Raw genomic sequence first — 18,530 nt, 5'->3', positions numbered from 1 at the left:
GGCATGTGGAAGTAAGGGGTAGTGGCCAGCCCTTCTTTCATAGCTCTGGCCAGTTGAAGCTCCGGATACAGCGGCGCTTCAACTGGAGAAGGTTTATGAACGCTTCAACCAGACTGCGGTGTTACCCGGCAATTTGCCCGCTTCCTGCAGTGGCTCGCTGGACAGCAGCACTTGACTACCTTCCGGCAGCGCGGTGGCCTGCTCACCCATGTTGATCACAACCCGAAGGTCACCGTTGTCGAAGGCCAGCACGTCCTTGCCAGCGTCAACCCACTGCAGCTTACCGTCGCCAAGCTTGTAGTCATGGCGCAACTCCAGAACCTTGCGGTACAGGTTCAGCGTGGAGTCGGCGGCGTCCTCCTGGCGGTCCACGGCATAACGCGCGTACGAGGCCGGCTGCGGCAGCCAGGTCTTGTCACTCGGGCCGAAGCCGAAGGACGGGGCGTCTACCTTCCAGGGCAACGGTACGCGGCAGCCGTCGCGGCCGATGCCGAGACCCTTGCCTTTGGCACGCAAGAACATGGGGTCCTGACGGTACTTGCCTTCCATGGTGGTGTGTTCAGGCAAGCCCAATTCCTCACCCTGGTAGATGTAGGCCGAGCCGGGCAGACCCAGAGTCAGCATGGCCAGGGCACGAGCCCGGCGCAAACCCAGCACCTCGTCCGGTTGAGGCATGCTGGCGTCGATGCCGTTGCCCGGAAAGGCATGCCTGCCCAGCTCCTTCAGGCCGAGGCGCGAAGGCGCGCGCACGATGTCGTGGTTGGAGGTCACCCAAGTGGTCGGTGCTCCCACCGAAGCGGGCAAGGCCATCGAGCTGTCGATGATGCTCCTATAGGCGCTCGCGTCCCATTTGGTCATCAGGTATTCGAAGTTGAACGCCTGGTCCATCTCGTCGGGGCGGATGTAGTCGGCCAACTGTTCGCGCGGATTGACGAAGGCCTCGGCCACCATGATGCGCTTGCCGGGATAGCTGTCCAGAATCTTGCGCCAGGAACGGTAGATTTCGTGCACGGGAGGCTGATTCCACATGGGGCCGACCATTGCACCTTCGTTCGTATATTGGCTTTCGTCTATATCAGGTAGTCCTTTCTCCTTGATCAGGCTTTGTGCTACGTCGACCCGGAAGCCGTCCACACCGCGGTCCAGCCAGAAGCGCAGCACTTTCTCGAATTCGGCGCGCACTTCCGGGTTGTCCCAATTAAGGTCGGGTTGCTTGCTGTCGAACAGGTGCAGGTACCACTGCTTCTCGCCCGGTACCCGATCCCAGGCAGATTTGCCGAAGATGCTTGGCCAGTTGTTGGGCGGCAGCTCACCGTCTTTGCCCTTGCCGTCACGGAAGATGTAACGGGCGCGCTCGGGGCTGCCGGGCGGCGACTTCAGCGCGGCCTGGAACCAGGCATGCTCATCGGAAGTGTGGTTGGGCACCAGGTCGACGATCACCTTGATACCTCGTGCGTGAGCCTCCTTTAGCAGGCGCTCGAAGTCCTCGTTGTTGCCGAACATCGGGTCGACCAGTCGGTAGTCGGCTACGTCGTAGCCGGCGTCGGCCTGAGGCGATTTGTAGAAGGGCGACAGCCAGATCGCATCTACACCCAACTGGTCCAGATAGGACAGGCGCGAGATAATTCCTGGCATATCACCAATACCGTCACCATCGTTGTCGGCGAAAGAACGTGGATAAATTTGATAGATTACTGAATCGCGCGCCCAATTCCCTCCAGTCTGTATTGCTATAGGAGTGGCAGCAAATGTACTTGACGCCAAAGACAGCGCCATAGCGGTCATAACAGTAGTACCGAGAAATTTACGACGAAACATACAAGCTTCCTATTGTTGGGATTATGGGTAAGCAATGTGCGCATTCTTTTGCGTAATACGATTTTCTTCAAGATTTTGATTTTAGAGGCTTTCCAGAACGGGCTGGCTATAAGAAAGCTAAAGAACGAAGATATATCTCCAGGCTACCCACTTAAGCAGGGGGCGTCGCCATGAGTTGTAGTGCGGTGACATAACCTGAACGACTGGATCATGGCCACGCCTTCTGCCAAGCAGGCTTAATCAGCCTTGAAGGGTTTAATCCCATTATCCATTAGAAAAGTTGGAATAAATTTTTTGGATATTTGCGAGATAGAAGTGTAATGGAAAGCGAAAGCGCGGTCGGATTTAGTGGATAATTCATTATTATTCCTTCGCTGATCGCTTGATCAGTCTGATTTTATCTTTGTTTTAATTATAATTCTCACGAATGAATGGGCATTCGACGAGATCCAGAGCGAGAAGGATTACATTCGATACTCGCTAAAGAAACAAACTCATTTTCATTCAAAAATATGTATTTTTTTGCACAAAACAGCAGGCCATCGGTATTCTCGTTACTGCTACGCTGCCAGGGGCCGGATAACGCTCGCGCCGGCTGGCATTGCGGGTATACGGGCATTGCTTGCCCTAGCGCAGGTAGCCGATGAGCTGGCCCTTGAGCTCTCCACGGGGAAAGGTATAGATCGTTTCGTGACTCACTTGCCACTCGAGTCTGTCCGGCCAGTTGGCCTTAATAGCGTGGGTCGGAGTCTTTCTCGCAGCTAAAGCAAACCACAGAACATAAACCCAGCAAATCAGTGGTGCGATGAAGGCGATCGACTTGGAACCTGTCATTGCTTCGATTTTGGCGAAGATTAGCGGCAGGATGGCACCACCGACGCTCGCTAGGCACAAAAGACTAGACGTCGCGGAAGTCGGCGCGGTCGAACGTTGCAGGGTAAGGGTAAAGAGAATGCGATGGCGCCTACGGCCACGACAGTGAGCATCGTATACCTAACTATAAGCAAGCTAGCCAGCAATACTCGCCAGCTTACGATAGTGGGATGGAGTCATTTCCTTGAATGCCATAAAGTGGCGATTGAAATTGGATATATTGGTAAAACCTACTTCGAAACAGATATCTGTAACCGGCAGGTCACTGTGTACCAGTAGATCACAAGCTCGGGTGATACGTAGGCTGTTGACGAACTCTACAAAGCGCCGCCCAGTGGCTTGTCGAAAAAACTTTGAGAAGTAAGTGACTTGCATGCCGAGTTCTTCGGCAACTTCCTCCAAACTTATATTCTCTTGGTAATGATTGAAAATATAATTGACCGCCTGATTTACACGCTGCTGGTTCTTTTCACCACTGATGGTCAGAGAATGTCCGCTGGAAAGTAGTTGGTACTTATCTGCCTTGGCAAGAAGCCCCATGATGGAAAAGAAGTGAGCAAGGGATTCCAATCCGTTGGAGGTCGCTATTTTCTCCATTAGGCTCTGTGCTTCACTGATCGTAACAGTGTCTTCGAACTCGATGCCGAAGCTGGCTCGCTGTAGTAAACCAGTCAGTTCAGTGAGCTCCGGAAGAACATTGCGTGCGGCCTGGATCATGTCATCGGTGAATACGACAACCTGGTCCCGCTCCGGGTAGATTTTCTGTTCCTCCGTATGACTGATCCAGTTATGGGGAAGATTGGGACCAACCAGGAACAGAGTACCGGGATAAAAGTTACCGATATAATCTCCGATGAATACTTTGCCACTACTGTGGGTAATCAAGTGTAGTTCGTATTCCCTGTGGTAGTGCCAGCGGACCAGATGGTCGGGAAAACCATGCTTTCGATAAAGAATCGAACTGTGCTCCTTGGGGGGAATCAGCTCGTAGGAAGGGGATGACTGACGTGTTGTGGCTTGCTTGTTCATTATTTTGAGCCTGGATCTTGTCAGAACGCATGTGCTGCAAACATATATAAAGAAAAAAATCTTGTACAGTTCCTGATTACTGCAAATAAGTGCTCAATATTAACTCATTGGTTTTTATTGGTTTCTTTATTTTCATGAAATATTTCCTAGCTGGATCGCTATTTTTTTGTGCAAAAAAGTATATGTTTTTGGGCAATTATGAGTTTGCCTTGGTCGTGAATGCCCGGTGTAATTCCCTCCATCCTGAATCCTCCATCGAATGCTCCATTATTCGTGGAGGAGGCTAATAAGAAAGATAAAAATAAGCTGATCATGTGATCGGCAGTGGAGTGAATAATAATGAAATACTTATTAAGCCCGACCGGGCAGCCTCAGCCTGCTCGAGTTTTATTACCCATCAGCAAAACAATTCGTCGCCGGTTTTATTGGTCCGCCAGAAATGACGTATCTATGACCTTGCCTACGTCAGGGGCATCGGCCAAAACGGACTGATTCTCTCCCAACACAACTTTTTACTTTGTGCTCTTTTCTTGAAGCGTGTTTCAGGCGCGTTGGGATTTTTTTGCCTGACGAAAGGCAGAGCTCCGCCGAGCCCAGACAAACCTGAGCAATCCAGAGGTAGCAAAACGTGAAACTTGATACCAAAAATCTGTCTCAACTCCCTGAGTGTGTCCAGCGCCCTCTATATGATCGTAAGCAGGTCAAGCAGGGAATCGTGCATATCGGTGTCGGTGGTTTCCATCGTGCCCATCAGGCGATCTACACCGAGAGGCTACTCAACCGGGGCAAAGCCCGCGAGTGGGGCATTTGCGGGGTGGGGCTGCGTTCGGAAGATCGAGCCATGCAGGAAGCCCTGGCGTCCCAAGACTATCTCTATACCCTCTATGAGTTGGGCAACAGCGACAACACGCAGATCCAGGTCGTCGGCGTCCTGGGTGATTTTCTGCTCGCCGAGGACGGCTCCGAAGCGCTGATTCGCAAGCTGGCTGATCCCGAAACCCGGATCGTATCGCTGACCATTACCGAGGGCGGCTACTGCACCGACGACAGTACCGGCCAGTTCAATGCCAATCTACCGCAGATTCGCCATGACCTGGCCAATCCACAGCAGCCCGAGACGATATTCGGCTTTCTGAGCGAGGCCCTGGCCCGCCGTCGTGCGGCCGGCATCAAGCCGTTTACCGTGATGTCCTGCGATAACCTGCCGCACAATGGTCAAGTGGCTCGCAATGCCCTCTTGAGTTTTTCCAGGTTGCGTGACGCCGGGCTCCATGACTGGATCGCCGCCAACGTCAGCTTTCCGAATGCAATGGTTGATCGGATCACACCGATGACCAGCGACGCGCATCGCTCGCAGTTGTATGAGGAAACCGGCATCGAGGATGCCTGGCCGGTGGTGGCCGAGCCTTTCCTGCAGTGGGTGGTGGAGGATAAGTTCTGCAACGGCCGCCCGTCTTGGGAGGAGGTCGGCGTGCAGTTCACCGACGATGTCACACCCTATGAGGAGATGAAGATTCGCCTTCTCAACGGTAGCCATATGGCGATGGCCTACCTCGGCGCGTTGCTGGGTCACCGCTATGCGCACGAGGCGATGCAGGATCCGCAGTTGCAGGAATTTGTCCGCGCCTACATGGATCGGGATGTCGCGCCGCTGCTGGCCGAAGTGCCCGGCATTGATCTGGAGAAATACAAGAGCACGCTGATCAAACGCTTTTCCAACAGCGCAATCTACGACCAGATCAGCCGGCTTTGTTCCGATGGTTCATCCAAACTTCCGAAGTTTGTCCTGCCGACCCTGCTTGGTCAGATTGAGTCTGGAGCTGACATGCGGCGCACCGTGCTGATCATTGCCGCTTGGTGCCACTATCTGCGTGGCTTCGACGAGCAAGGTGAAACCTATCCGATTCTCGATCCGCGTGCCGTCTCGCTACAGGAGGCTGCATGCGCCAAGGAGCGTCTGGTTGAGAATTTCCTGGGACTCGAAGAGGTGTTCGGGAACAAGATTTCGGCTTCCGCAGCATTCGTGACAACCTTCCGCCTGCAGCTTGAGCGTCTGCAAACATTGGGTGTGCGCACTGCACTTGAGTTGACGATGGCGAAAGGAATCGAAACAGACGAAAAGAACTTTGCAGCTTTCATTTAAATATGAGCGGGCTATTTAAAATAGCCAATCAGAAGCTGGCAGCAATTATCTATTCGACTCTTAAATTACAAATACAATAAAGGAAAACCATTATGATTCAGCGTGTAGAGTCACGAGGACTGCTATTTGGCATGCCTTTGTCCCTGATTTGGGGTTATATCGCTATTGCCTTATTCATGACGGGAGACGGCATCGAGCTGGCTTTTCTCTCTCGTTATATCGTCGACCTTGGTTTCTCAGCTACACAAGCATCGTTTCTCTTCACGATCTATGGATTACTGGCAGCTCTTTCCAGTTGGAGTTCTGGCGTATTGGCTGAAGTCTTTGGGCCTCGCCGGATCATGCGCATCGGTGTGATTGCCTGGATCGTATTTCATGTTCTTTTTCTGCTCTTCGGCTTGAGTGAAAAGAACTATGCCTTGATGGTCTTGTTCTATGGCATACGCGGCTTGGCCTATCCTTTGTTCATCTATTCCTTCCTGGTCTGGGTAGCACAGGTGGCCCCGCGCGAGCGGCAGGCCTCGGCCATGGGCTGGTATTGGACGATGTATTCGATCGGTATCGGCTTCTTGGGAACTTACCTGCCCAGTTTCAGCATTCCCTATATTGGTTTCATGGGCACTCTATGGATGGCTGTCGCTTGGGTGGCGGTAGCGGGCGCCATGGTCATATTCTTGGTAAGAGAGTGGCAAGTGGCAGCTACTCGTGCTGACGCTAATCCGACGCTTACCGAGCGCCTCCATGAGTTGAGCCGTGGTGCCACTATCTTGTTTGAAAATCGCAGTATTCTCATTACTGCGATTGTGCGGATTATTTGTAATCTAACACTGTTCGGTTTTCCCGTTATTATGCCCTTGTTCTTCACCTCTCCCGAGGCGGGCTTCACGATGGAACAATGGCTGCGTATCTGGGGTGCCCTGTTCATCGTTACCATTTTCACCAATGTGATGTGGGGGTTGATTGGCGACCGGATCGGCTGGGTCTTCCAGATGCGCTGGTTCGGCTGTGGCGGATGTGCACTCGCTACATTGGCTTTTTACTATTTGCCACTTACATACAACGGTAGCTTTTTGGCAGCCTTGGTGGGAGCAGTTGCTCTAGGCGTTTTTGTCTCCGCCTTTGTCCCCATGGGAGCGATTTTTCCGGCTATGGCCCCAGAGCATAAAGGGGCTGCCATCTCCGCACATAATCTGGCTGCCGGGCTCTCCAGCTTCATGGGACCGGCCATCGCCACCTTGGGCATCTCCACGATAGGTGTAGAAGGCATCGTCTGGGTCTACGCCTTGCTTTATGTCGTGGGGATAGTGCTGACTTATTTCATCCATGTTGACCAACCTGGACTTGAGTACAAGGTGATGCCAAGTCTCGATATTTCGAAGCGCTCGGAAGTCGGCGAAGCAATATAAGTAGGAGGCCTCTTCATGAAAGCTCTCGTTCTGAAAAAGCAACACGACCTGAAGATCCGTGATATCGACATGCCCATGAGCCTGGGGCGGGACGATGTACGTATCCGCATCCATACCGTAGGCGTGTGCGGTAGCGATGTTCATTACTACACCCATGGTCGGATCGGTCATTTCAGCGTCGATCAACCGATGGTGCTGGGGCACGAGGTGGCCCGGTACGGTCATCGAAATCGACGGCAATGTGACGCATTTGACCAAGAGAAACCGCGTCTGCATGGAATCCGACATTCCCATCCTTTGTATCTTTAAGCCTCTAACAGTCTACAACCCCCCCTCAAAAGCCCGCCCCGTGCGGGCTTTGTTGTTTCTGGCTGTCTCCTGCTATATCCCTTTATACCCGAGCACCATGTATCCCTCGGGGTATCTGTGGCAACCGCCCGCACAGACCGGACACATAGGTGACAGGTATGCGGAGACATGGTTGGCGCTTTCGGCAGTGACCTGCCGAGCCCACGACCATGCTTTGGAGCGCAAATAACACCATGAGCCTTCGAGAAGAATTCGACACAGACAAAAACACCCGTCTGGCTGTGTTCCAGGATCCGTGGAGCGTTATCTATCTCTCGTCCGGTTTTTCCGATCCGCTTAATGGAGCTTTTGAAGCGGAATGAATTCGGCCAATATGGAGTCGTAACCTCATAACCATAAAAAAGAGGGACTCTCATGACGTTGCTCAGAGAAAAATTTGGCGTCGGCAAGAAACCAGAGACACTCGCTTTCAAGGTTGTCGAAATGTCTCCAGTTGCCACTTCTGGCTTGTCTCATCAGGTAGCCAGTCGGGAAGACACGATATCCAAACGGGAGGAAAGCTCGATGATGAAAAACACCGGAAAATCCAATTGGCGGACTGTCATCGCTAATCTTTTAAAGCTTTTGAAGCAGGATAAAAATCTGTCGAACCGTAAGAAACTGATGAACTGCATGATCCCCAAGACAAGCTGGCAAACCTGGCGCAGATAGGCATGAAGCTGTAAGCGGCTTGTCGTGCATATCCCCAAACCATCTTTACCTTGCTTGAGCGTGATCTTTCCAGGGATGGAAAGACAACCAACGCCTCCAAGCATCGATACTGTTCCTCTCTCTCCACACTATCGGACATCGGGCTTGAAGCTCGGTATCTCTGTTTACCTTACGTTTACTGTCCTCTGACCTCTCTTTACGTGGTCATGGCGTCTCATGGTGTAACGGAACCTCGAGCAGGAGACAGGCCATGAAAAGTAAATTGGTAAAAGCTGCTGCACTGGTAAGCGTATTGCTGGCAATTACCAGCTGTGCCCATCATCACCGCGATAACGACCGGCACGATGACAAAGAACGGCACTACGATCACCGCGGCCATGATCGGGATCATCGTGAAAATGGGCGGGATTTCAGATGGGGGCCACGCCGCTAGAGCATGGGCCTGCCATGACGCACCCGGAATAGCTGAACACCGCCTGCGCTGTTTTTCTTCATGCTTTTTGGCTTGCCAATGGTCTTACGGATAAGACCCTTTACGGAAGAACTGCCATGTGCGGACGATTCAGTCAGTATCGGGCGATGATCGACTACCTCGAAGCGCTGGGCGACGCCGTTCCGCTGGCCAGAGGGCTCGAACCAGAACCGATCGGGCGCTACAACGTCGCGCCACGTTCGAAGGTGCAGTTGTTGTATCGCAACGAAAGCGGGCTGTGCTTCGATCCAGTCACCTGGGGTTATGCACCGTCTTGGGCGCGTGGAAAAAAGCCCCCGGCGATCAATGCTCGCGTCGAAACAATGGCCAGCAGTCGCTTCTTTCACACCATCTGGCAAAGGGGTGATCGAGCACTGGTTGGCGCGGATGGCTGGTATGAGTGGAAGAAGGACCCGCACGATGCCAAGCGCAAGCAGCCTTATTTCATCAGGCTCAAGCAAGGTGAGCCACTGTTCTTTGCCGCGCTTGGGCAGTTCGCCCGTGAGGGTGGTGCCGAGGAACGGGAGGGAGATGGCTTCGTGATCGTCACGATGGCCAGCGCTGCGGGAATGGCCGAGATTCATGATCGGCGACCACTGGTACTGACGCCGGAAGCAGCGAGAGAATGGCTCGACCATGATCTGCCAGCGGCGCAGGCAGAAGAGCTGGCATTACAACATGCGTTACCGGTGACCGCATTCGAGTGGTATCCGGTCGATAAAGGCGTGGGTAATGTACGCAATGAAGGAGCGGAACGAATTCGGCCGATTCCGGCTCCACTTCTGTAAGCCACGTGAAGCAGTGGGTTGTGGAACGCAGAAACAGGCTCAGAGGCGTGAGCTGCGCATGAATGGAGCCCGGCAGGCAGGACTGGACAAAGCGGGCATCGCTGCCCGCCGTCCGGGTGACACTTAATTTTCCAGGGAAACCGGCACGTCGTAGCCGTGTTCCTTCAGCAGCGCATGGCGACGGGCAACCTTCAGGTCCTCGCGAACCATCTCGGCGCACATTTCCTGCGCGGTGATTTCCGGCACCCAGCCCAGACGCTGCTTGGCCTTGGCCGGATCGCCCAGCAGGGTGTCCACTTCCGCCGGACGGAAGTAACGCGGGTCGATCCGCACGATCACATCACCCACGTTCAGCGCCGGAGCCTTGTCGCCGTCGATCTGCTCGACGATGCCGCGCTCGTCCACGCCGCTGCCTTCGAAGCGCAGTTTCACGCCCAGTTCCGCCGCCGACCAGGTGATGAATTCGCGCACGGTGTACTGCTTGCCCGTGGCGATCACGAAGTCTTCCGGCTGCTCCTGCTGCAGCATCATCCACTGCATCCGCACGTAGTCCTTGGCATGGCCCCAGTCGCGCAATGAATCGATGTTGCCCATGTGCAGGCTGGTTTCCAGACCCTGGGCGATGTTCGCCAGGCCTCGGGTGATCTTGCGCGTCACGAAGGTTTCGCCACGGCGCGGGGATTCGTGGTTGAACAGGATGCCGTTGCAGGCATAGATGCCGTAGGACTCGCGGTAGTTCACCGTGATCCAGTAGGCATAGAGCTTGGCTACCGCATAGGGCGAGCGCGGGTAGAAGGGGGTGGTTTCCTTCTGCGGAATCTCTTGCACCAGGCCGTACAGCTCGGAGGTCGAGGCTTGGTAGAAGCGGGTTTTCTTTTCCAGACCCAGGAAGCGGATCGCTTCGAGCAGGCGCAGCGTGCCCATCGCATCCACGTCGGCGGTGTATTCCGGCGCTTCGAAGCTTACGGCCACGTGCGATTGCGCACCCAGGTTGTAGACCTCGTCAGGCTGCACTTCCTTGAGGATGCGCGTCAGGTTGGACGAATCGCTCAGATCGCCGTAGTGCAGGAAGAAGTTCTGGTTCTGGACATGCGCGTCCTGGTAGATGTGATCGATCCGCTGGGTGTTGAACAGCGAGGCCCGGCGCTTGATGCCGTGGACTTCATAGCCCTTTTCCAGGAGCAGCTCGGCCAAATAAGAGCCGTCTTGTCCTGTGACTCCTGTGATCAACGCTTTCTTTCTTGCCATTGTGTGGTACCTGCTATGTCCAAAACGTAAGGAGATGTCGGTATTTTGACTTTGAAGACGAATGAAAGCCTGCAAGGAAAGATCGAGTACTTTTCCCGCAGGCTTCGACTCATCCTTAATTTTCCAGGGAAACCGGCACGTCGTAGCCGTGTTCCTTCAGCAACGCATGGCGACGGGCAACCTTCAGGTCCTCGCGAACCATCTCGGCGCACATTTCCTGCGCGGTGATTTCCGGTACCCAGCCCAGACGCTGCTTGGCCTTGGCCGGATCGCCCAGCAGGGTGTCCACTTCCGCCGGACGGAAGTAACGCGGGTCGATCCGCACGATCACATCACCCACGTTCAGCGCCGGAGCCTTGTCGCCGTCGATCTGCTCGACGATGCCGCGCTCGTCCACGCCGCTGCCTTCGAAGCGCAGTTTCACGCCCAGTTCCGCCGCCGACCAGGTGATGAATTCGCGCACGGTGTACTGCTTGCCCGTGGCGATCACGAAGTCTTCCGGCTGCTCCTGCTGCAGCATCATCCACTGCATCCGCACGTAGTCCTTGGCATGGCCCCAGTCGCGCAACGAATCGATGTTGCCCATGTGCAGGCTGGTTTCCAGGCCCTGGGCGATGTTCGCCAGGCCTCGGGTGATCTTGCGCGTCACGAAGGTTTCGCCACGGCGCGGGGATTCGTGGTTGAACAGGATGCCGTTGCAGGCATAGATGCCGTAGGACTCGCGGTAGTTCACCGTGATCCAGTAGGCATAGAGCTTGGCTACCGCATAGGGCGAGCGCGGGTAGAAGGGGGTGGTTTCCTTCTGCGGAATCTCTTGCACCAGGCCATACAGCTCGGAGGTCGAGGCTTGGTAGAAGCGGGTTTTCTTTTCCAGGCCCAGGAAGCGGATCGCTTCGAGCAGGCGAAGCGTGCCCATCGCATCCACGTCGGCGGTGTATTCCGGCGCTTCGAAGCTTACGGCCACGTGCGATTGCGCACCCAGGTTGTAGACCTCATCAGGCTGCACTTCCTTGAGGATGCGCGTCAGGTTGGACGAATCGCTCAGATCGCCGTAGTGCAGGAAGAAGTTCTGGTTCTGGACATGCGCGTCCTGGTAGATGTGATCGATCCGCTGGGTGTTGAACAGCGAGGCCCGGCGCTTGATGCCGTGGACTTCATAGCCCTTTTCCAGGAGCAGCTCGGCCAAATAAGAGCCGTCTTGTCCTGTGACTCCTGTGATCAGCGCTTTCTTTCTTTCCATTGTGTGGTACCTGCTATGTCCAAAACGTAAACATGTGTCGAAATTGTCGCTACTCGATAGCACCAGCCCAGCAGACCTGGCGCTATCGAGTAGCGGCCGGTTTTCCGGCAGGCCGGAAAACGGGTGTATCGCCTGCCTTTACAAGACCTTTTGTTCCCCTGCCCGGATCGCTCTGCGACCGATGCCGCAGTATTCGAAACCTTCACGGCTGACCTGGGCCGGGTCGTACTGGTTGCGGCCATCGAGAATCAGCGGATTTCTCAATAAGCGTTTCAGCGCCTTGAAGTCCGGATGCCGGAAAGGCTTCCACTCCGTGACCAGCACCAGTGCATCGGCATCGATAGTCGCCTCGTACTGACCCTCGACGATGGCCAGGCGTTCCTCGGCGAACCAGCGTTCGGGAAATTCGCGCCGAGCGGCCTGGCCAGCAACCGGATCGAACGCCCGAACCCTGGCGCCCGCACCGACCAGACTGTTAATCAGCGCCACGCTGGGAGCTTCGCGCATATCGTCGGTGCCCGGCTTGAACGCCAGCCCCCAGACAGCGAAGGTGCAGTCGCTCAGATCGCTGCCAAAACGAGCCACAAGCTTTTCGAACAGTGACTGTTTTTGCAGCTCGTTGCGCGCGTCCACTGCCTGCAGCAACCGCGGCTCGAACTCGCTCTGCTGGGCGATCCGAATCAAGGCTTTCACGTCTTTCGGGAAACAAGAGCCGCCGTAACCGCAACCGGCGTAAATGAAGTGGTAGCCGATGCGCTGGTCGGAACCGATCCCCAGGCGCACATTTTCGACATCCACTTCCAGTCGCTCGCAGAGGCTGGCAATCTCGTTCATGAACGAAATCTTGGTGGCCAGCATGGCGTTAGCCGCGTATTTGGTCATTTCCGCATCGCGAACCCCCATGAACAGGATGCGCGGGTGGTTACGCATGAAGGGGGCATACAACTCGGTCATCAACTGCCGGACATGTTCGCTGTCGGTCCCGACGATGACGCGATCGGGCTGCATGAAATCGTTGACCGCCGCGCCTTCTTTCAAAAACTCCGGGTTGGACACCACATCGAATTCCACGTCCACTGCGCGCTGCTGAAGCTGTTGCTCGATGACCGCACGAACCCGGTCGGCGCTGCCCACCGGCACGGTAGATTTGTTCACCACCATCGTCGGCCGGTCCATCAGGCTGCCAATCTGGCGCGCCACTTCCAGCACATGGCCAAGATCGGCGGAACCGTCCTCTCCCGGCGGGGTGCCCACGGCAATGAAGATCACGGCAGAGTCGGCCATCGCCTCGGCCAGCGACGTGGTGAAGTGCAGGCGTGCGCAAGCATGATTCTCGGTGACGATATTCTCCAGCCCCGGCTCATGAATCGGCAGAATGCCTTGTTTCAGGGTTTCGATTTTCCGCGAATCCATGTCGACACAGAAAACGACGTTGCCCATTTCCGCGATGCACGCGCCCATGACGAGCCCCACATAGCCGGTCCCGACGACAGTAATATTCATGACTGGATCCTTGATTCGAACGTAATTCGGCAGCACTGCATGCGAGAGTCCGCCAACGGCGCTATCCGGTGTGCGCTGCACTATTATCCATGGCTTGCCTGCAAGGCTTGCGGGATATTCCGGAAACAGCCGAAAACCCTATGGCGAAACGGCATGCTCCGCCCAGGCACGCTACCGCCCCAGGGGCCTCATTCATCCCTGTAGGTGACAGCAACCAGTTGTAGCGAATCAAGAACCTACGAACCCGGGATACTCTGTCCGGGACCATGCTGCAGCGAGCGCCAAAGCGCTTTTTTGTAGAAGCAACTACGCGGCGCTTTTCACGCCGTTCACACGCAAACTGGCCAGGCGGACCTGAGCTTGCTGCTCGCGGTCGAGCATATTCAGTAGCAGCATGACCCGCTTTTCACCATCCATGGATAGGAAGATCGCATCCATTTCGGCCAGCGGACCGGCCTTGGTCTGGATTCCTTTTTCATCATCGCGCGCTATACCGGCGCTCCCGCCAAGGGCGCAGCGCTGCCGAAGGTGCTCGATAATGGAGTCGTTGACACGGCACGGTCGATTGCAGAAACCGACGATCCGGTTTACGCCACGCGTGGAACGCAGCGTGCTCCAGTTATCGTGCAGGCCCAGATGAATAAATAGATAACCGGGAAACAGCGGCTGCTCCTGATGCCTGGTCTTACCAGCCTTGAGCGTCGTTTCGATCCCTACGGATGGGTAGAAGCATTCGAAGCCCTGGCGATCGAGGTGTTCCAGCGCCCGAGCCTCCTGGCGAGGCTTGCACTGCACCAGATACCAGGCTTCTTCCGGCAATTCTTCATACCTGTTCATAGCTTGTCCCTAGCCAGCGAATCGCCGCGAGAAGTTTCTTTACTACTTATTGACCAGTTAGCCAGCGCCGACAGGGTGGCTGGCTTCCACTAGACCAGTCTCGCTTGGATAAGTTCGAGCAAGCTCGGACAAACCGATTTCCCGGCGTTTGCCCATTCGAGTTGGAAAAGCCGGCGTTTTGGCATCGACATCCACTCCGATTCAACCCGTTCCATGGCCGCACAGATACCGAAATACCCTCCATCTACCCATTGAAATCACGATTCCAGAGCCTGCTGCGCCCATTGATCCAGCGCCTGTACAGCGCTGGCGCGACCGTCCATCAGATAGGGCTTCTTCTGAACGAACGGCGCGAGGTGATTTCCGATGGTGCCCTGATCCTGCCTTTTATCAGTTCGAATGGGCCGCGAGCGCCGCTGCGTGCAGATCGATGCGCTGCCAGAAACCGGACTGCGCATCCTGGGAGTCGAGCGGATAGCCCGAGTCGATCGCCGTGCGCGCAAGAAGATCCTTGCGCTGCTCCGCCGACAGGTTCGGTAGCAGCGTCCCCAGCAGAACTTGCGCACCCTCGGGCACCTGCATCACGACGCCCGGTGCGCCGCTCTGCGGCAGGTCGTAGGTCATCGTGAAGCGGTAGAAATCCTGCAGTTGCAGAGTCGCCCAGGGGTCCGAGGCGGAGTCCGTCACCCTGGCGCATTCCGTGATCGAGACACCGCATTCCTTTTCCAGCGCCGCGCGCAACTCGTCGCGCGCCGTATCGAACAGCGTCTTGTAGGCTGGATCGTTAAGGAAATGCGCGACGTTGCGCTCCACCACCATGCGGCTACCGATCACGTCGAGCGGATAATGCACACCGAGCACGACGCGCGAATAGCCGTAGCCCGCCGCCCGATTCAGCAACGGGACGAACCGCTCCGGCAGCATCTCGGCCAGCAACAGCGCATCGGTGTAGCCGGTGTTGGTATGGCCACTCGGATAAGACCCGCCGGTGGCCTTATACGGGGATCCATCCTGTACCACCGAATTGTCCGGCACCTTGCCGATCGAATTGCCGTCGATCAGGAACGGGCGCGGATAGTTGAAATAAGACTTCGCGGCACCGGTGCTGATCTCGCTCGCCTTGATCAGCGCAACGGCCTTGCCGATTTCACCCATCTCATACACGCGCAGGAAAGCTGCGCCGAGCCGCGGGCCGAGCGCCTCGGGCAGGAAATAGAGGAAGGACTGCCCCTGAGCATCGACGATGGCATGCTGCTGCTGTGCGGGCGTGGCCCCGTGGTTGATCTCGGCCACGGTCATCAGGCTGCGTTCGAGCTGCCAGCGTGGCAGGGTGATGAAGGAGGACAGCACCTTGATCCCTGCATCCTGATTGTTCTTCACGGTGAAATCGTAGCCGCTGGCCTTGAGCCAGCCGGTATCCGCGAAGGGGACCTCCTGCTTGGCCTTGTCGATGGCGTCCTGCGTGATCGTGCCACCTGCACCCGCGCCGAGCGCCGCCACAAGCCCCTTGCGTTCCGCCTCCAGAAGAGCCTGGTAACTGTCTGCCGGATTGGCGGCAGTAACCGTATCGGCAAGCGGTGCTATCTGTGCCGGCGCGAGCGGCCCACGCGCAAAGGCAGCGGGGGCGAAAAGCACGCTGGAGATGATCAGCGCACTGACAAAATTGTTGCTATGCATGAGCGAATCCTTCAATGGATTTTCCGACTGGCACCTGAAATACGGCATCCGCTGCGGATTTTAGCCACACGATGTGACAGTTCTGGACTCACCTTGCCCGCCTCGCTCCCTGGAGACCCCCTCTGCCACGTACCGGCGTTGCTGACTCTCCCGGGCAATCGGCGCTGATTGCCCGGTAGTGGACCTGAGTCAGCCGGTGAGCATGAATCACACTTATCGAAGCCTCTCAGAAAAGGAAATTGACGCCCGCCCCGCCTGCCACTACCCTCCCCGCCTTGCTTCAGGTGCCCCCGCCACGCCGGGGGTGAAACTGGGAAGCCGGTGCGCTTGTCGCGATCCTCGCGCAGCAAGGCCGGCGCTGCCCCCGCAACGGTAAACGAGTCGAGTAACCACACACAGCCACTGTGCCGCTTGCGCATGGGAAGGCGTGGTTACGGGAATGGCGCATTCCACTCGTAAGCCCGGAGACCGGCCTGTAGCAATCGCTGGCAGTGCAGCAGGCCCCAGGAAACCGGCCCTGCGCCTGCCGTTCGCCCTACTTGTCGCGCGGGGCGCGCGATGGAGCAAACATTGTGAATCGTACTTTTTCCAGCCGGCTGGCAGCCTTCGCGCTGCTGGGCGCACCGCCTTTTTTCACGCCTGTCGGCCAAGCTGCCGAAGACACCCTCAACCTCGACGAGCAGATCGTGACCGCCTCGCGCCTGGAAGAAAAAGCCAGCAAGAGCCTGGCCGCCGTGACCGTGATCGACCGTGAGGAGATCGAGCGCAGCCAGGCGCAGTCGCTTACCGACGTATTCAAAAAGGTACCGGGTATTTCGCTCTCCAACACCGGTGGGCCCGGCAAGACCACCTCACTGTTCATGCGCGGCACCAACTCCAACCACGTATTGGTCATGATCGACGGGGTCAAGGTCGGCTCCATTACCTCGGGTCAGACGGCCTATCAGGACCTGCCAGTGGAACTGATCGAGCGGATCGAAGTGGTCCGCGGGCCGCGCTCGACGTTGTACGGCTCGGAAGCCATCGGTGGCGTCATCCAGATCTTCACCCGCAAAGGCGCGCAGGATGGCGGTTTGAAGCCGTTCTTTGCCGCCGGCTACGGCACGCACGATACCTATGAAACCAGCGGCGGCGTCAGCGGCGGCAACGGCCACGGCTGGTTCACCCTGGCGTTCAATGCCATGGATACCGATGGCATCGAAGCGAAGGACCCAGGCTCCAGCGGCTACGAGAACGACGCCGACGGCTACCGCAACCTGGGCGGCACGTTGCGCGCCGGTTACCGTTTCGACAATGGCCTGGAACTCGACGGTACCGTGATGCGCACCAGCGCGCACAATGATTACGACTCGTTGTATGGCAAGACCGGCAAGAACGCCAATGCCGATAACAAACAGAATCTGGTGAGCGGGCGGATTCGCTTCGCCCCGCTCGATCCCTGGCAGACCACCCTGCAGTTTGGCCGTAGCGAAGACAAATCCGACGCCTACCAGGACGGCAAATTCTATTCGCGCTTCGATACCCGCCGCGACCATATCAGTTGGCAGAACGACTTCACCCTCGCCGAAGGCCATACCCTGACCCTAGGCGCGGATCACCAGCGCGACGAGGTCAATGGCTCCACCAATTACCGGGAAGATAGCCGCACCGACGACGGCGCATTCCTCCAGTACGTTGGCCGTTTTGGCCGCCATGACCTGCAACTGGCCGCCCGGCATGACGATGACGAAGAGTTCGGCAGCCACAAGACCGGCAGTGCGGCCTGGGGCTATGCACTGACCGACAGCGTGCGCACCTTCCTCAGTTGGGGCACGGCCTTCAAGGCCCCCACGTTCAACCAGCTGTACTACCCCAACTTCGGCAACCCCGATCTCAAGCCGGAAAAATCGCGCACGATCGAAGCCGGCTTCAACGGTCAGCACGACTGGGGGCACTGGTCGCTCAATCTCTATCGCACCCGGATCATCGACCTGATCTCGACCATTACCGTCAACGGCCGCAGCCAGAGCGAAGGCGTCGACAAGGCGCGTATCCGCGGACTGGAACTGACGCTCGGCAGCGAACTGTGGGGCTGGGCCTGGAATGCCAACTACACGGCCATGGATGCGGAAAACCGCTCCAAGCGCAGCAGCCGTGGCGGCATTCGCTATTACGGCAAGGATCTGAACCGGCGGCCGTCGCAGATGCTCAATCTGGACCTGGACCGCAGCTTCGGCGCCTTCGATATCGGCGCCACCCTGCATGCCCAGAACCATAGCTATGACGATCTGGAAAACCAGACCAGACTGGCCGGATTCGCGACCCTCGATCTGCGCGGCGAGTATCATGTCAGCCCGGGCTGGCGCCTGCAGGCGCGGGTGGCTAACCTGTTCAACAAAGACTACGAGACCGCCGCCGGCTACAACCAGCCTGGGCAAGCGGTGTATCTGACCCTACGCTACCAGGCCCTTTGAAGCATTGTGCAGGAGACGCTTAC

15 protein-coding genes, 1 pseudogene and 1 riboswitch are annotated in these 18,530 nt (G+C 56.6%); of the genes and pseudogenes, 9 read left to right on the top strand and 7 right to left on the bottom strand.

Annotated features, from left to right (window positions below):
• Positions 1–93: 93 nt before the first annotated feature.
• The gene (locus FHR87_RS13080; protein WP_476693170.1) at positions 94–1,776 is read right to left on the bottom strand and encodes a glycoside hydrolase family 13 protein; all 1,683 of its coding nucleotides are present in this window, start codon (positions 1,774–1,776) and stop codon (positions 94–96) included.
• Between the two features lie 1,050 nt (positions 1,777–2,826).
• A complete protein-coding gene (locus FHR87_RS13070) occupies positions 2,827–3,720 on the bottom strand; it encodes an AraC family transcriptional regulator (RefSeq protein WP_183167173.1) in 894 nt (297 codons plus the stop codon).
• Between the two features lie 628 nt (positions 3,721–4,348).
• On the opposite strand from FHR87_RS13070, the gene FHR87_RS13065 reads away from it, so the two are divergent.
• The 7 genes from FHR87_RS13065 (at position 4,349) to FHR87_RS13040 (ending at position 9,549) form a co-directional block, all read left to right on the top strand.
• Entirely contained in the window at positions 4,349–5,863 is a 1,515-nt protein-coding gene (locus tag FHR87_RS13065) for a mannitol dehydrogenase family protein (RefSeq protein WP_183167172.1), read from the top strand.
• 92 nt (positions 5,864–5,955) lie between these two features.
• Entirely contained in the window at positions 5,956–7,269 is a 1,314-nt protein-coding gene (locus FHR87_RS13060) for an MFS transporter (protein ID WP_183167171.1), read from the top strand.
• A gap of 15 nt (positions 7,270–7,284) precedes the next feature.
• Entirely contained in the window at positions 7,285–7,578 is a 294-nt protein-coding gene (locus tag FHR87_RS13055) for an alcohol dehydrogenase catalytic domain-containing protein (protein WP_246336029.1), read from the top strand.
• A 233-nt stretch (positions 7,579–7,811) separates the two neighbouring features.
• Entirely contained in the window at positions 7,812–7,940 is a 129-nt protein-coding gene (locus FHR87_RS19490) for a hypothetical protein (protein WP_275944079.1), read from the top strand.
• Positions 7,941–7,992: 52 nt separating this feature from the next.
• Entirely contained in the window at positions 7,993–8,289 is a 297-nt protein-coding gene (locus FHR87_RS13050; RefSeq protein WP_183167170.1) for a hypothetical protein, read from the top strand.
• Positions 8,290–8,539: 250 nt separating this feature from the next.
• The gene (locus tag FHR87_RS13045) at positions 8,540–8,722 is read left to right on the top strand and encodes a hypothetical protein (protein ID WP_183167169.1); all 183 of its coding nucleotides are present in this window, start codon (positions 8,540–8,542) and stop codon (positions 8,720–8,722) included.
• Positions 8,723–8,838: 116 nt separating this feature from the next.
• Positions 8,839–9,549 carry an SOS response-associated peptidase family protein gene (locus tag FHR87_RS13040; RefSeq protein WP_183167168.1) on the top strand — a complete coding sequence of 237 codons (711 nt, stop codon included), beginning with the start codon at positions 8,839–8,841 and terminating at the stop codon, positions 9,547–9,549.
• A 123-nt stretch (positions 9,550–9,672) separates the two neighbouring features.
• On the opposite strand, the gene gmd (FHR87_RS13035) is transcribed toward FHR87_RS13040, so the two are convergent.
• The 4 genes from gmd (FHR87_RS13035) to rfaH form a co-directional block, all read right to left on the bottom strand.
• Positions 9,673–10,797: a GDP-mannose 4,6-dehydratase gene (gmd, locus tag FHR87_RS13035; RefSeq protein WP_183167167.1), complete on the bottom strand. Its 1,125-nt coding sequence runs from the start codon at positions 10,795–10,797 to the stop codon at positions 9,673–9,675.
• A gap of 115 nt (positions 10,798–10,912) precedes the next feature.
• Positions 10,913–12,037: a GDP-mannose 4,6-dehydratase gene (gene gmd, locus FHR87_RS13030; protein ID WP_183167166.1), complete on the bottom strand. Its 1,125-nt coding sequence runs from the start codon at positions 12,035–12,037 to the stop codon at positions 10,913–10,915.
• Between the two features lie 138 nt (positions 12,038–12,175).
• Positions 12,176–13,540 carry a UDP-glucose dehydrogenase family protein gene (locus FHR87_RS13025; protein WP_183167165.1) on the bottom strand — a complete coding sequence of 455 codons (1,365 nt, stop codon included), beginning with the start codon at positions 13,538–13,540 and terminating at the stop codon, positions 12,176–12,178.
• A gap of 306 nt (positions 13,541–13,846) precedes the next feature.
• Positions 13,847–14,377: a transcription/translation regulatory transformer protein RfaH gene (gene rfaH, locus FHR87_RS13020; protein ID WP_183167164.1), complete on the bottom strand. Its 531-nt coding sequence runs from the start codon at positions 14,375–14,377 to the stop codon at positions 13,847–13,849.
• Between the two features lie 233 nt (positions 14,378–14,610).
• Here rfaH and FHR87_RS19260 point away from each other — a divergent pair.
• Positions 14,611–14,715 (top strand): annotated as a pseudogene (locus FHR87_RS19260) (CDP-alcohol phosphatidyltransferase family protein); the annotation flags it as partial.
• Between the two features lie 52 nt (positions 14,716–14,767).
• Here the strand turns inward: FHR87_RS19260 and FHR87_RS13015 are convergent.
• Complete coding sequence (locus FHR87_RS13015) at positions 14,768–16,054, bottom strand: acid phosphatase (protein ID WP_183167163.1); 1,287 nt, start codon at positions 16,052–16,054, stop codon at positions 14,768–14,770.
• 265 nt (positions 16,055–16,319) lie between these two features.
• A riboswitch (cobalamin riboswitch) is annotated at positions 16,320–16,545 on the top strand.
• Between the two features lie 81 nt (positions 16,546–16,626).
• Between FHR87_RS13015 and btuB the strand changes: the two genes are divergently transcribed.
• Complete coding sequence (gene btuB / locus FHR87_RS13010) at positions 16,627–18,507, top strand: TonB-dependent vitamin B12 receptor (RefSeq protein WP_183167162.1); 1,881 nt, start codon at positions 16,627–16,629, stop codon at positions 18,505–18,507.
• Positions 18,508–18,530: the final 23 nt, after the last annotated feature.

This window comes from Azomonas macrocytogenes, from assembly GCF_014191985.1.
Classification (GTDB): domain Bacteria; phylum Pseudomonadota; class Gammaproteobacteria; order Pseudomonadales; family Pseudomonadaceae; genus Azomonas; species Azomonas macrocytogenes.
Note: the sequence above shows the minus strand (reverse complement) of the source record. Positions and strands in the feature narration are given on the sequence as shown.

Excerpts from the sequence above, each read along its gene's own strand:
- FHR87_RS13080 (WP_476693170.1), bottom strand. The coding sequence starts at position 1,776 with ATGGCGCTGTCTTTGGCGTCAAGTACATTTGCTGCCACTCCTATAGCA.
- FHR87_RS13070 (WP_183167173.1), bottom strand. The coding sequence starts at position 3,720 with ATGAACAAGCAAGCCACAACACGTCAGTCATCCCCTTCCTACGAGCTG.
- FHR87_RS13060 (WP_183167171.1), top strand. The coding sequence starts at position 5,956 with ATGATTCAGCGTGTAGAGTCACGAGGACTGCTATTTGGCATGCCTTTG.
- FHR87_RS13055 (WP_246336029.1), top strand. The coding sequence starts at position 7,285 with ATGAAAGCTCTCGTTCTGAAAAAGCAACACGACCTGAAGATCCGTGAT.
- FHR87_RS19490 (WP_275944079.1), top strand. The coding sequence starts at position 7,812 with ATGAGCCTTCGAGAAGAATTCGACACAGACAAAAACACCCGTCTGGCT.
- FHR87_RS13050 (WP_183167170.1), top strand. The coding sequence starts at position 7,993 with ATGACGTTGCTCAGAGAAAAATTTGGCGTCGGCAAGAAACCAGAGACA.
- FHR87_RS13045 (WP_183167169.1), top strand. The coding sequence starts at position 8,540 with ATGAAAAGTAAATTGGTAAAAGCTGCTGCACTGGTAAGCGTATTGCTG.
- FHR87_RS13040 (WP_183167168.1), top strand. The coding sequence starts at position 8,839 with ATGTGCGGACGATTCAGTCAGTATCGGGCGATGATCGACTACCTCGAA.
- gmd (WP_183167167.1), bottom strand. The coding sequence starts at position 10,797 with ATGGCAAGAAAGAAAGCGTTGATCACAGGAGTCACAGGACAAGACGGC.
- gmd (WP_183167166.1), bottom strand. The coding sequence starts at position 12,037 with ATGGAAAGAAAGAAAGCGCTGATCACAGGAGTCACAGGACAAGACGGC.
- FHR87_RS13025 (WP_183167165.1), bottom strand. The coding sequence starts at position 13,540 with ATGAATATTACTGTCGTCGGGACCGGCTATGTGGGGCTCGTCATGGGC.
- rfaH (WP_183167164.1), bottom strand. The coding sequence starts at position 14,377 with ATGAACAGGTATGAAGAATTGCCGGAAGAAGCCTGGTATCTGGTGCAG.
- FHR87_RS13015 (WP_183167163.1), bottom strand. The coding sequence starts at position 16,054 with ATGCATAGCAACAATTTTGTCAGTGCGCTGATCATCTCCAGCGTGCTT.